The organism is Bacillus sp. MSP13 (assembly GCF_000815295.1).
Lineage (GTDB): Bacteria > Bacillota > Bacilli > Bacillales > Bacillaceae > Bacillus > Bacillus vallismortis.
The window spans coordinates 1-12,752 of the sequence record NZ_JXAQ01000011.1 but is presented as its reverse complement, the minus strand read 5'-3'; the positions used below and the strand labels follow the sequence as shown (position 1 = coordinate 12,752).

The 12,752-nt window shown below is 45.4% G+C and carries 14 protein-coding genes; 10 read left to right on the top strand and 4 right to left on the bottom strand.

Annotation, left to right across the window (positions count from 1 at the left end; genetic code table 11):
- The first annotated feature begins 274 nt into the window (after window positions 1-274).
- The 8 genes from SC79_RS12345 to SC79_RS12310 all read left to right on the top strand — a co-directional run bounded on the left by SC79_RS12345 (window position 275) and on the right by SC79_RS12310 (window position 7,024).
- Complete coding sequence (locus SC79_RS12345) at window positions 275-1,264, top strand: LacI family DNA-binding transcriptional regulator (RefSeq protein WP_039075304.1); 990 nt, start codon at window positions 275-277, stop codon at window positions 1,262-1,264.
- Window positions 1,257-2,138, top strand: coding sequence for a ribokinase (rbsK, locus tag SC79_RS12340; protein ID WP_039075303.1), 882 nt, complete (start codon window positions 1,257-1,259; stop codon window positions 2,136-2,138). The genes SC79_RS12345 and rbsK overlap by 8 nt, the downstream gene beginning before the upstream one ends.
- The gene (rbsD, locus tag SC79_RS12335) at window positions 2,135-2,530 is read left to right on the top strand and encodes a D-ribose pyranase (RefSeq protein ID WP_039075302.1); all 396 of its coding nucleotides are present in this window, start codon (window positions 2,135-2,137) and stop codon (window positions 2,528-2,530) included. Before rbsK ends, rbsD begins: the two co-directional genes overlap by 4 nt.
- A gap of 15 nt (window positions 2,531-2,545) precedes the next feature.
- On the top strand, window positions 2,546-4,027 hold the full coding sequence (rbsA, locus tag SC79_RS12330; RefSeq protein ID WP_039075301.1) for a ribose ABC transporter ATP-binding protein RbsA: 1,482 nt from the start codon (window positions 2,546-2,548) through the stop codon (window positions 4,025-4,027).
- A gap of 1 nt (window position 4,028) precedes the next feature.
- Entirely contained in the window at window positions 4,029-4,997 is a 969-nt protein-coding gene (gene rbsC / locus SC79_RS12325; protein ID WP_039075300.1) for a ribose ABC transporter permease RbsC, read from the top strand.
- A 12-nt stretch (window positions 4,998-5,009) separates the two neighbouring features.
- Window positions 5,010-5,927, top strand: a complete 918-nt coding sequence (gene rbsB, locus SC79_RS12320; protein ID WP_039075299.1) for a ribose ABC transporter substrate-binding protein RbsB — start codon at window positions 5,010-5,012, stop codon at window positions 5,925-5,927.
- Between the two features lie 108 nt (window positions 5,928-6,035).
- Window positions 6,036-6,575 (top strand): SH3 domain-containing protein, encoded by a 540-nt coding sequence (locus tag SC79_RS12315; protein ID WP_039075298.1) that lies wholly within the window; start codon window positions 6,036-6,038, stop codon window positions 6,573-6,575.
- A gap of 155 nt (window positions 6,576-6,730) precedes the next feature.
- Complete coding sequence (locus SC79_RS12310; protein ID WP_039075297.1) at window positions 6,731-7,024, top strand: DUF3892 domain-containing protein; 294 nt, start codon at window positions 6,731-6,733, stop codon at window positions 7,022-7,024.
- A 39-nt stretch (window positions 7,025-7,063) separates the two neighbouring features.
- Here the strand turns inward: SC79_RS12310 and SC79_RS12305 are convergent, their stop codons facing one another.
- The 3 genes from SC79_RS12305 to alsS all read right to left on the bottom strand — a co-directional run bounded on the left by SC79_RS12305 (window position 7,064) and on the right by alsS (window position 10,229).
- On the bottom strand, window positions 7,064-7,591 hold the full coding sequence (locus tag SC79_RS12305; protein WP_039075296.1) for an NAD(P)H-dependent oxidoreductase: 528 nt from the start codon (window positions 7,589-7,591) through the stop codon (window positions 7,064-7,066).
- 97 nt (window positions 7,592-7,688) lie between these two features.
- The gene (gene budA, locus SC79_RS12300) at window positions 7,689-8,456 is read right to left on the bottom strand and encodes an acetolactate decarboxylase (protein ID WP_039075295.1); all 768 of its coding nucleotides are present in this window, start codon (window positions 8,454-8,456) and stop codon (window positions 7,689-7,691) included.
- Window positions 8,457-8,516: 60 nt separating this feature from the next.
- On the bottom strand, window positions 8,517-10,229 hold the full coding sequence (gene alsS / locus SC79_RS12295) for an acetolactate synthase AlsS (protein WP_039075294.1): 1,713 nt from the start codon (window positions 10,227-10,229) through the stop codon (window positions 8,517-8,519).
- A gap of 158 nt (window positions 10,230-10,387) precedes the next feature.
- Between alsS and alsR the strand changes: the two genes are divergently transcribed.
- Complete coding sequence (gene alsR / locus SC79_RS12290; RefSeq protein ID WP_010328837.1) at window positions 10,388-11,275, top strand: acetoin biosynthesis transcriptional regulator AlsR; 888 nt, start codon at window positions 10,388-10,390, stop codon at window positions 11,273-11,275.
- Window positions 11,276-11,312: 37 nt separating this feature from the next.
- Here alsR and cotH read toward each other — a convergent pair whose 3' ends face one another.
- The gene (cotH, locus tag SC79_RS12285; protein ID WP_039075293.1) at window positions 11,313-12,404 is read right to left on the bottom strand and encodes a spore coat protein CotH; all 1,092 of its coding nucleotides are present in this window, start codon (window positions 12,402-12,404) and stop codon (window positions 11,313-11,315) included.
- A gap of 145 nt (window positions 12,405-12,549) precedes the next feature.
- On the opposite strand from cotH, the gene SC79_RS12280 reads away from it, so the two are divergent.
- Window positions 12,550-12,752: CotG/ExsB N-terminal domain-containing protein (locus SC79_RS12280; RefSeq protein ID WP_039075292.1), on the top strand; the 203-nt coding region annotated here is incomplete at its 3' end.

The window sequence follows — 12,752 nt, the reverse complement described above, 5'->3', positions numbered from 1 at the left end:
ATTAAACATTTTGTGGGCGTATAGTCTTTTCTATTTCTACTCATTTACAGGTCTAAACGCATGACTTTGAAACAATTTTAATAAAACTTAATATTCGTTCAAGAAATCTTCATCCAGAATTGTGAAGTCTTTGTCAAAAAAGAGTGAAAACCTTACATTTCACAAATATATCTATCATTTACAATAGAGGTCTTTCGATATTTTGATTGCCAACTTCGGATTACTCATGATAATCTATCTATGTAAACGGTTACATAAATAAGGAGGAGCTGTTTTGGCTACTATTAAAGATGTCGCCGGAGCGGCGGGCGTTTCTGTTGCGACGGTTTCCCGCGTTCTGAATGACAACGGCTATGTCCACGAAGAAACGAGAACGCGTGTCATAGCGGCAATGGAGAGGCTGAACTATTATCCGAACGAAGTCGCCCGCTCTCTTTACAAAAGAGAATCCCGGCTGATCGGGCTTTTGCTCCCGGATATCACAAACCCTTTCTTCCCCCAGCTTGCCCGCGGTGCTGAGGATGAATTGAACCGGGAAGGCTATCGCCTTATTTTCGGAAACAGTGACGAGGAATTGAAAAAAGAACTTGAGTACCTTCAAACCTTTAAACAAAATCATGTCGCGGGCATTATTGCCGCAACGAATTATCCGGACCTTGAGGAATACAGCGGCATGAATCACCCAGTCGTTTTTCTGGATCGAACACCTGAAGGCGCTCCATCTGTATCCAGTGACGGCCGTACCGGAGGAAAATTAGCGGCCGAAGCCATCATTCACGGAAAAAGCCAGCGCATTACACTCTTGAGGGGTCCCGCACACCTGCCAACCGCTCAAGACCGCTTTCACGGCGCTTTGGAAGCCTTACAGCAGGCTGACGTTGATTTTCAGATCATCGAGACGCCCTCATTTTCTTTCAAGGATGCGCAATCGTTGGCGAAGGAGCTGTTTGCCGCTTATCCTGAGACAGACGGTGTGATTGCGAGTAATGATATTCAAGCCGCTGCGATTTTACATGAAGCTTTGCGCCGCGGAAAAAACGTGCCGGAGGATATTCAACTGATCGGCTATGATGACATACCGCAAAGCGAGCTGCTGTTCCCTCCCCTATCTACAATTAAACAGCCCGCATATGATATGGGAAAAGAAGCCGCCAAACTGCTTGTGCGTATTATCAAAAAACAGCCGCTGTCAGAAACGGCCATTCAAATGCCCGTCACCTATATAAGAAGAAAGACGACAAGAAAGGAAGATCATGATGCGTAATATCTGTGTAATTGGAAGCTGTTCAATGGATTTAGTGGTTACCTCGGACATACGGCCCAAAGCCGGTGAAACAGTACTTGGCACGTCTTTTCAGACTGTTCCTGGCGGCAAAGGAGCAAATCAGGCCGTTGCTGCTGCCAAACTTGGCGCTCACGTGTTTATGGTCGGCAAAGTTGGAGACGATCATTATGGAACAGCCATTTTGGATAATTTAAAAGCAAACGGAGTTCGCACTGACTATATGGAACCGGTTACATACAAAGAAAGCGGAACAGCCCATATCGTGCTTGCCGAGGGTGATAACAGCATTGTTGTCGTCAAAGGTGCGAACGATGATATCACTCCATCCTATGCGATAGACGCGCTTAACCAGATCGAAAGGATCGATATGGTCCTGATCCAGCAGGAAATACCGGAGGAAACGGTTGATGAGGTGTGCAGGTACTGCCATTCTCACGATATTCCGATCATGCTCAACCCGGCACCGGCCCGGCCGCTGAAACAGGAAACAATTGATCACGCCACCTATCTCACGCCGAATGAACACGAGGCGTCAATCTTATTCCCAGGGCTTACCGTTTCTGAAGCCTTGGCGCTTTACCCGGCGAAGCTCTTTATTACCGAAGGGAAACAAGGCGTCCGCTATTCAGCCGGAAGCAAAGAGCGGCTTATCCCCTCCTTCCCTGTTGAGCCTATTGATACAACCGGAGCCGGTGATACGTTCAACGCAGCTTTCGCCGTGGCTCTGGCAGAGGGAAAAGACATTGAAGCCGCATTGCGTTTTGCCAATCGTGCCGCATCCCTTTCCGTCTGTTCCTTCGGCGCTCAAGGCGGAATGCCGACAAGAAAAGAAGTAGAGGAGCTGTTGTCATGAAAAAACACGGTATACTGAACAGCCATCTTGCCAAGCTATTGGCCGACCTTGGCCACACGGATCAAATTGTTATCGCAGACGCGGGGCTGCCTGTTCCTGACGGGGTTTTGAAAATTGATCTCTCACTAAAGCCGGGTCTTCCGGCTTTCCAGGATACCGCGGCAGTGCTCGCGGACGAAATGGTGGTCGAAAAAGTCATTGCGGCGTCTGAAATGAAAACGGCTAATCAGGAGAATGCGAGATTTCTAGAGACCCTTTTTTCTGAACAGGAGATTGAATACCTTTCTCACGAGAAGTTTAAGCTGCTGACAAAAGAAGCAAAAGCCATCATACGAACTGGTGAATTCACACCATATGCCAACTGCATCCTGCAGGCGGGTGTGCTTTTCTAGAAAGGAGGATGAAACGTGCAGATTGAGATGAAAGACATTCATAAAGCATTCGGAAAAAACCAAGTGCTGTCAGGCGTTTCCTTTCAGCTCGCGCCTGGCGAGGTTCACGCATTAATGGGAGAGAACGGCGCCGGCAAGTCCACGCTTATGAATATACTGACAGGCCTGCATAAATCGGATAAAGGGCAAATCCGCATAAACGGAAACGAAACGTACTTTTCCAATCCGAAAGAAGCGGAACAGCATGGAATCGCCTTTATCCATCAGGAATTGAATATCTGGCCGGAAATGACCGTTCTTGAGAATCTATTTATCGGGAAAGAGATATCCTCTAAGCTAGGCGTTTTACAAACAAGAAAAATGAAAGCGCTAGCAAAACAGCAATTTGACAAACTGTCCGTCTCTCTTTCTCTTGATCAGGAAGCGGGCGATTGTTCCGTCGGACAGCAGCAAATGATCGAAATCGCAAAAGCGCTTATGACAAATGCCGAGGTCATCATTATGGATGAACCGACAGCAGCATTGACGGAACGGGAAATTAGCACACTCTTTGAGGTCATTACAGCGTTAAAAAAGAATGGTGTATCCATCGTATACATTTCGCATCGCATGGAAGACATTTTTGCAATTTGCGATAGAATCACTATCATGCGAGACGGAAAAACGGTAGATACAACAAATATCTCGGAAACCAACTTTGATGAAGTCGTCAAAAAAATGGTCGGACGCGAGCTGACTGAACGATATCCGAACCGGACTCCCTCTCTCGGCGACAACATATTCGAGGTGAAAAACGCCTCCGTCAAAGGACATTTTGAAGATGTCAGCTTTTATGTTCGTTCCGGTGAGATCGTCGGTATTTCCGGATTGATGGGAGCCGGCCGGACAGAAATCATGAGAGCGCTGTTCGGTGTTGACAGGCTGGACTCGGGTGAGATATGGATCGCAGGAAAAAAGACGGTCATTAAGAACCCGCAGGATGCGGTGAAAAAAGGGCTCGGCTTTATTACAGAGAACCGCAAAGATGAAGGGCTGCTGCTCGACACTTCGATTCGCGAGAATATCGCGCTGCCCAATCTGGCCAGTTTTTCTCCAAAAGGCCTCATTGATCACAAGCGGGAAGCCGAATTTGTCGATCTTTTAATCAAACGCCTGACTATCAAAACGGCATCACCGGAAACGCACGCACGCCATTTATCAGGAGGCAACCAGCAAAAAGTGGTGATTGCCAAATGGATTGGTATCGGCCCGAAAGTGCTCATCTTGGATGAACCGACCAGAGGTGTGGATGTTGGCGCGAAACGGGAGATTTATTCGCTGATGAATGAGCTGACTGAGCGCGGGGTCGCCATCATTATGGTGTCATCAGAGCTGCCGGAAATTCTCGGAATGAGCGATCGCATTATCGTTGTCCATGAAGGCAGAATCAGCGGAGAAATCAATGCGCAGGAAGCAACTCAAGAACGAATTATGACACTTGCCACAGGAGGGCGGTAGTATGAAAACGGAACAGCTGCAAACAGAACAAAAAGGGATTCACTTCGACGGAGTCATGCAAAAACTCGGCCCGTTTCTCGGTTTATTTATTCTCGTCATCATTGTATCTATTTTAAATCCCAGCTTTCTTGAACCTCTGAATATTTTGAACCTGCTTCGCCAGGTCGCCATTAACGGATTAATCGCGTTCGGCATGACCTTTGTGATTTTAACAGGCGGCATTGATCTTTCTGTCGGCGCTATTCTGGCTCTGTCCAGCGCTTTAGTCGCGGGGATGATTGTATCCGGTGTCGATCCCGTTCTCGCGATCATTCTCGGCTGTATCATTGGTGCTGTACTTGGGATGATCAACGGCTTATTAATCACAAAAGGAAAAATGGCGCCCTTTATCGCCACGCTTGCGACCATGACTGTATTTCGCGGGCTGACGCTTGTGTATACAGACGGAAATCCGATAACCGGACTTGGCACAAACTACGCTTTTCAGCTGTTCGGACGCGGTTACTTTTTAGGCATTCCTGTACCGGCGATTACGATGGTTCTCGCCTTTGTCATCCTTTGGGTGCTACTTCATCAAACACCGTTCGGACGCCGAACATACGCAATTGGAGGCAATGAAAAAGCCGCGCTCATCTCGGGCATTAAAGTGACGCGCGTGAAAGTGATGATCTATTCGTTAGCCGGGCTTTTATCCGCCCTTGCCGGCGCCATATTGACCTCCCGTCTGCATTCAGCACAGCCGACTGCCGGAGAATCGTACGAACTGGATGCTATCGCGGCGGTCGTCTTAGGAGGGACCAGTCTCTCGGGCGGACGCGGACGCATTATCGGCACGTTCATCGGGGTGCTGATTATCGGCACACTAAATAACGGGCTCAACCTGCTTGGCGTCTCATCGTTTTATCAGCTGGTTGTCAAAGGGATTGTCATCTTAATTGCGGTATTATTAGACCGCAAGAAGTCAGCATAGGAGGGGTTTTTCATGAAAAAGGCTATATCCGTCATTTTAACATTATCATTGTTTTTATTAACTGCTTGTTCGCTTGAACCTCCCCAATGGGCAAAGCCGTCAAACTCGGGGAACAAAAAGGAATTCACCATCGGCTTATCCGTCTCAACGCTTAACAATCCCTTTTTTGTCTCATTAAAAAAGGGCATCGAAAAAGAAGCTGAAAAACGGGGAATGAAAGTCATCATTGTCGACGCTCAAAATGATTCATCGAAACAGACGAGTGATGTGGAAGATTTAATTCAACAAGGTGTCGATGCGTTGCTAATCAACCCGACTGATTCTTCGGCGATTTCAACGGCAGTAGAATATGCAAATTCAGTCGATGTGCCCGTCGTCACCATCGATCGTTCCGCCGAAAAAGGAAAAGTGGAAACCCTCGTTGCTTCCGATAATGTAAAAGGCGGTGAAATGGCCGCGGAATACATTGCCGACAAACTCGGAAAAGGTGCAAAGGTGGCAGAGCTTGAGGGCGTACCCGGCGCTTCTGCCACGCGGGAACGCGGTTCAGGATTCCATCATATCGCAGATCAAAAGCTCGACATTGTCACAAAACAATCAGCTGACTTTGACCGCACCAAAGGCCTGACTGTCATGGAAAATCTGCTGCAGGGGCATCCGGAAATCCAAGCTGTTTTTGCCCACAATGATGAAATGGCGCTCGGTGCTCTCGAGGCCATTAACAGCTCGGGAAAAGACATTGCAGTAATCGGTTTTGACGGCAATAAAGATGCTCTCGCTTCCATTAAAGATGGAAAGCTCTCGGCCACTGTCGCCCAGCAGCCTGACTTGATCGGCAAACTGGCTACAGAAGCCGCAGATGATATTTTACACGAAAAAAAGGTGAAAAAAATGATATCCGCGCCTCTCAAACTTGAAACACAAAAGTGATTTCCATGGATCAGATTTTTATCTGGTCCTTTTTCATGTTTAAGAATCTATGAAAACGTGAATAGGGATAGAGATGAATGATTTCTCTTACGTAAGGAGAGGAACGACATGAAAAAAACGACAAAAGCATTATCAACTCTAGCACTTGCAGCTGGAATGACTGCGGCTTCTGCCGGGGGCGCGGTGAGCACCATCCATGCACAACAGCCGGAAACAACTGTAAGCATTGATGATTTATACAGCTATCCGATTGATTCTTATTTGGTGTCAGCAGAGGCACTAAACGTCAGATCGAAGGCTTGCGCCTCAAGCCCTAAAGCGGGCATACTGCACTTAGGCGACAGTTTAAAACTGATTTCCTTCTCAAACGCAGACTGGGCAAAGGTTCATTATAAAAACGGAAAAACAGGCTTTGTCTCCACTCATTACATTGTAAAAGCAGCTACAACGGTAAAAACAAAAGCAAAAACGAATGTGTATACATCCGTTGAAGGAAAAAGCATTACAACTCTTCCAGCAGGCACAAGCATTTCTTTTCTAGGCTGGAGTAAGACGAAAAAAGCCGGTTTTGATTTTGATTGGGTGTTCGTTGATTATGGCGGCGCGACAGGCTATATGAAAACAAAGGACTTACACATGTCAAAATAAATTGAAAGGGATCCCGTTTCTCATGCGGAATCCCTTTTTTCTTCGCAAACCATGGATTGATTTGTCAAAACCCATAGATATTTCTCAGGAAATATTGTCGAATGCATACATGATCGTCAGTATTTTGGTTCACGTTAAAAAAAGGAGGTGTACGTATGGATCAATTTGAAGCAGCCTATAAAGACCGAGAAACAACGGCGGAACAGCAGCAATCTGTTCCACCACCTGGAAAAGAAGAAATAGTTGCCGTCAGAAGAAATGAGGAAGACAATATTATCGCAGTAAAAACGAACACAGGAAGAGAACTCGACTATCCGTCTGCACTGTCAGAAGCAAAAGAGGGAAAACTCGCTCATGTTGATGTATTCCATAAATATGGTCGAGATATTTTGCGAAGTGAACCGGACGGTTTGAAGGAAAATAACCTGTCCGAGCTGCCAGATTTTTAATTTTAAAAGAACCCTGTCGCATGCTGGACAGGGCTTATTTTAAGCAAAAGGCTGTTGGATATATTCGGTTAACCGTTTGGCACTAAGGGCAATCTCCTCTTGGGTTGCATATTTCACGCCATAGAACACATATGGAGGCAGATATTTCATCCCGATTAGATTGCTCGTGGCCTGAAACGGTTTCAAAAGCTCACTGATTGAGTAGTGATTCGCTCCGCCCGCTTGATATTTTTCCGCTTCACTCCCCGTTGATACAGCCAGCATCAACTCCTTGCCATGCAGGGCTTTTCCTTCTGCACCAAAAGCCCAGCCAAAAGTCAGCACAAGATCCTGCCATTTTTTTAAGAGCGGCGGGGAACTGTACCAATAAAACGGAAACTGGAAGACAATCCGGTCATATTGCTCGCAAAGCTGCTGCTCCTTCGCAACATCTATCGCTTCATCCGGGTATTCCTTATAGAGCTCCCATACTGTGATATTCTCATGTTGACTCAATTCCTCTGTCCATGCCTTATTCACAACTGAAGTCTCCATATGCGGATGAACTGCCAGCACCAATATTTTCATCAGACCACTCCTTGCCCTTTTGACGTTATTTTATCTAAATTCAGGAAAAGAGCCAAATAAAAAGAAAGCCCTGTACAAAAAGGCTTTCTTATTTCTGTTATTCAGGGCTTCCTTCCGTTGTTTCGATATCTTTAGCAAAATCAGGGTTATCCAGATTGGCATTAAAGAAATCCGCTGTATTCGGAAGTCTGAGATTCATGTTCATTTTTTGAGAAATCGTAACCGTGCAATCTTCAAGCACATAGTCAAAAACGTGTCCGCCTGAATTCCGGTCTTCGTCAATGAAGTGCAGGTGATAGCCAGAAACGGCGATTCCGTTTGCATAAGCCGGTGTCAGGAAACCTACGATCGTTCCTCTCACGTTGTCGAAGTTGAAAATTGGCTGCGTTTTGATCGCTTCCACCATCGGCACGTAAGGTTTTTCTTGCAGTTCTACCGTTCTTGTCTGCACTTTTTTAAACAATCCGTCAATGCGGATCGCATAAAATAAGTTTTTGCTTGGCAAAATGCTGTTGATCTCTTTTTCAAATTCTTCACGTGCCATTTTCGCATCAATTTTGTGCGTCATATCCGGTGTAAAGAACGTAAATGAACAGAATGGAGAACGGTCCCCGTTTTGGACCGGTGTGGCAGTACCGTCAGAACGGAGACGGTAAAATTCACCATCAAATCCAATCAGCTCTCCGTCAAGCTTGTTAAAGGTTCCGATACCGAAGTCTCCGTATTTCGGAATCTCTGACAGTTCAAAATCCCCGTCATACACCCCATCCAATAGAGAGGTCATTGTTGATACTTGATAAATCTGGCTCACAGGCTTCTCTTTTTGGCCGCGGCTTAGCATTTGAATGTTGCTTTCACGTTTCATAATTCCCTTCACTCCTTTTGTTAGTGCTGTTCATCAAACAGTGTCGTGATGTGCAGAGTGCTAGAGAGCTTTCGTTTTCATGAGTTCCCCGAATTCTTTCGGAAGCTTGTCACTTGCTAAATTAATGTTATCACTGTAGTCAACCGGTACATCAATGATGACAGGACCCTCGGCGTCCATACCTTGACGCAGCACATCCGCCAGCTGGTCTGGTGATTCTACGCTTAAGCCGGTTGCTCCGAAGCTTTCCGCATATTTTACAATATCGATATTTCCGAAATCGACCGCAGATGTACGGTTATACTTTTTCAGTTGCTGGAATGCAACCATGTCATATGTGCTGTCGTTCCATACAATGTGGACAATTGGCGCTTTTAAACGAACTGCCGTCTCTAATTCCATCGCCGAGAATAAGAAACCGCCATCACCGGAGACAGATACGACTTTTTCTCCCGGTTTCACTAATGAGGCGCCGATTGCCCAAGGAAGTGCCACGCCGAGTGTTTGCATACCGTTACTGATCATTAATGTTAATGGCTCATAGCTGCGGAAATAACGTGACATCCAAATCGCGTGTGAACCGATATCGCAAGTCACTGTCACATGATCATCGACTGCGTTTCGCAATTCTTTTACAATTTCAAGAGGATGCACTCTGTCTGATTTCCAATCGGCAGGAACCTGCTCACCCTCATGCATATATTGTTTTAAATCTGAAAGGATTTTCTGCTCACGTTCAGCAAACTCCACTTTCACAGCATCGTGTTCAATGTGATTGATTGTGGATGGAATATCACCGATCAATTCAAGCTCCGGCTGGTAAGCATGATCAATGTCAGCCAGTATTTCATCCAAATGGATAATTGTCCGGTCACCATTGACATTCCAGAATTTCGGATCGTATTCAATTGGGTCATAGCCGATTGTCAGAACAACATCCGCCTGCTCAATCAATAAATCGCCAGGCTGGTTGTGGAACAAACCGATACGGCCAAAATATTGATCCTCCAAGTCTCTTGTAAGAGTCCCGGCTGCTTGATAGGTTTCGACGAATGGAAGCTGCACTTTTTTCAAAAGCTTGCGGACCGCTTTAATCGCTTCCGGTCTTCCGCCCTTCATGCCGACTAATACGACGGGCAGTTTCGCTGTTTGGATTTTTGCAATGGCCGCACTGATTGCATCATCTGCTGCAGGACCATGTTTTGGCGCTGCGACAGCACGCACGCTTTTTGTATTTGTGACTTCATTCACAACATCTTGCGGAAAGCTCACAAAAGCGGCCCCAGCCTGACCTGCTGACGCAATCCTAAATGCATTTGTAACAGCTTCCGGTATATTTTTTACATCTTGAACTTCTACACTGTATTTTGTAATCGGCTGAAATAGCGCCGCATTATCCAAAGATTGATGTGTCCGTTTTAAACGATCTGCACGGATCACGTTCCCAGCAAGCGCAACGACAGGGTCACCTTCAGTGTTTGCTGTCAGCAGTCCTGTTGCCAAGTTAGAAGCACCTGGTCCTGATGTGACTAACACAACTCCAGGTTTTCCAGTTAAACGGCCGACTGCTTGCGCCATAAATGCTGCATTTTGTTCATGCCGGGCAACGATAATGTCTGGCCCTTTATCTTGTAAAGCGTCAAATACCGCATCAATTTTTGCACCTGGAATGCCAAATACATGTGTGACACCTTGCTCCACTAAGCAATCAACAACAAGCTCCGCCCCTCTGCTTTTCTCAAGGGATTTTTGTTCTTTTGTTGCTTTTGTCAACACCCTCACTCCTTATTATGCATTTTAAACATAAAATTTTAAATATTTCTTGTGATATGTTTCACTATACACTCTTTGGAAATTGACCTCCAATATCGATTCGCCTTATGATTAATATGTATTACGAATTATTAACCTAAGAAAGGAATGCATATTGAATGGAGCTTCGCCATCTTCAATACTTTATCGCAGTAGCCGAAGAGCTTCATTTCGGAAAGGCTGCGCTTCGGCTGAACATGACACAGCCTCCTCTCAGCCAGCAGATCAAACAGCTGGAAAAAGAAGTCGGGGTGACGCTTCTCAAGAGGACAAAACGATTTGTGGAGCTTACCGCGGCAGGGGAAATATTTTTGCATCATTGCCGCACCGCATTGATGCAAATTGATCAAGCAATTGAACTGGCCCAGCGAACGGCTCGCGGCGAGCACGGCCATCTCGTCATTGGTTTTGTCGGATCAGCTACATATGAATTTCTGCCGCCGATCATCCGGGAATACCGTAAAAAATTTCCCTCTGTGAAAATTGAACTGAAAGAAATCGCTTCATACCGGCAGCAGGAGGAATTGCTCAAGGGAAATATCGACATCGGCATTCTCCATCCGCCATTAGAACATCCCGAGCTGCAAATTGAGACAACCCAAAGCAGTCCGTGCATCCTTGCATTGCCAAAGCAGCATCCGCTTGCATTAAAAACATCAATCGACATTACAGATTTGGAAAACGAACCGATCATCACCCTTTCCAAAGAAGCGTGGCCCACGTTATATACCGATTTTATTCAACTCTGTGAAAACGCGGGTTTTGTGCCGAATATCGTTCAGGAAGCGACAGAATATCAAATGGTGATCGGATTGGTGACAGCGGGCATCGGCATTACCATTGTCCCATCCTCGGCCAGACGGCTGTTTAATCTTGATGTTACATATCGAAGCGTTGACCATTTTCAGCTCAAAGCAGAATGGATCATCGCCTATCGAAAAGACAGCCAAAACCCTGTACTGGGACAATTTGTTGATATATGCAAATCGGTAAATGACCGGAAATAAAAAAAGGCGCCCCGTTCTCCGGATCGCCCGTTTATCGTCAGGATAACACATCAAGCTCACTTTTGAGATAGTCAGCTCTTTTCAATATATATTCACATATCACATTAGGCTCACGGTCAAAACGCTCAATGTCATTCTTTTTATATGGGTCCATCAGGACAAACGGCCTAATCCGTTCATACATCGCCATTATCTTCGGTTTCATATATTCTATTGTAAAAAGAGAGTGGAGCGTTGTTTCTAATAGGTGCTTGTAGGACCTCCGAAAATCGGGTTCATCCAAAATCCGGGCGGTTAGAGTATTAAATCCTTGAATTCTTACGTAATCGGCAGCCATCCGCTCGCCATGGATATCCCTGCCCCAGGTCGCATCATAATCCCAAGGAATCACCTCAAATAATCCGGTTTCACTGTTTCTATACAACGCGTAGTTGTGGACAAACCCGTCATAGTTTGAGGTGAATACAATGCCGGCGAGCCAGCGCAAATACTTATCGATATCCACATGTTTTGTCACTTCTGATTTAAATTGAGCTTTAGGGACAGTATTTATGTTAAAGATCATATTCTGTAAATAAAAATCATCTTCCCCAGTCCCTGTCTTCTTTTCATATCCAAGCTCAAGCGATGTCTTCGTTTCCCTTTCCAAATCGCTCATTAGAGAGAAATTAGCATCATCATCAACCGCGTAAAAAATTGCCCCTTTCGCCAGCCTCCTTTTCGTTAAATAAAACTCGTCAACGGATTCAAGTTCAAGATAAACCCCTTCATTTTTCCCATTCACCTTTACAAACACAAACTCTGCCTTCGGTGCCAGCGTCCCAAGCTCTGAGAAAAAATCTAAAGACAACTTGTTTCTCATCATGGAAGGATCTTTATACTCCGCATTCAAGTGAATCTCCCGTGCGCCGCGGAATGTTTTCGGCTGAAAAAAAGAAACATGGTATGACTTCTTTTTGAAGTCCCTGATATGTGATCCCCGATAAGCAATATCAATATCGAGCCTTTTTTGATTGATTTTCATGACAGCCGGCACCGGCTCATCGTCCCATATATCCTTTTTTAATTCACGCAAATCTTTTGGATGAACAAACAGCTGATAAAGCGGTAAATGAGATTGATTCTTCATCCATACGCCCCCCTTATCTATTTAGGCTTTTTATTTTTGTGTGATCTCAGCGGAACACTTATACACTTTTTAAACACTTGCGTACTATGTGGGTAATAAGGATCTTAAATCCTTAACATCATTTTCAAAAAAGGAGGATTTCAAATTGGGCCACTATTCCCATTCTGACATCAAAGAAGCGGTGAAATCCGCAAAAAAAGAAGGTTTAAAAGACTATTTATATCAGGAGCCTCAAGGAAAAAAACGCAGCCATAAAAAATCGTGCGGATCTCACAAAAAATCTCGCAGCCATAAAAAATCATACTGCTCCCACAAAAAATCTCGCAGCCATAAAAAATCGTACTGCTC

Coding starts and splice junctions, on each gene's coding strand:
- rbsK (WP_039075303.1), top strand. CDS start 1,257: ATGCGTAATATCTGTGTAATTGGAAGCTGTTCAATGGATTTAGTGGTT.
- rbsD (WP_039075302.1), top strand. CDS start 2,135: ATGAAAAAACACGGTATACTGAACAGCCATCTTGCCAAGCTATTGGCC.
- rbsC (WP_039075300.1), top strand. CDS start 4,029: ATGAAAACGGAACAGCTGCAAACAGAACAAAAAGGGATTCACTTCGAC.
- rbsB (WP_039075299.1), top strand. CDS start 5,010: ATGAAAAAGGCTATATCCGTCATTTTAACATTATCATTGTTTTTATTA.
- SC79_RS12315 (WP_039075298.1), top strand. CDS start 6,036: ATGAAAAAAACGACAAAAGCATTATCAACTCTAGCACTTGCAGCTGGA.
- SC79_RS12310 (WP_039075297.1), top strand. CDS start 6,731: ATGGATCAATTTGAAGCAGCCTATAAAGACCGAGAAACAACGGCGGAA.
- SC79_RS12305 (WP_039075296.1), bottom strand. CDS start 7,591: ATGAAAATATTGGTGCTGGCAGTTCATCCGCATATGGAGACTTCAGTT.
- budA (WP_039075295.1), bottom strand. CDS start 8,456: ATGAAACGTGAAAGCAACATTCAAATGCTAAGCCGCGGCCAAAAAGAG.
- alsR (WP_010328837.1), top strand. CDS start 10,388: ATGGAGCTTCGCCATCTTCAATACTTTATCGCAGTAGCCGAAGAGCTT.
- cotH (WP_039075293.1), bottom strand. CDS start 12,404: ATGAAGAATCAATCTCATTTACCGCTTTATCAGCTGTTTGTTCATCCA.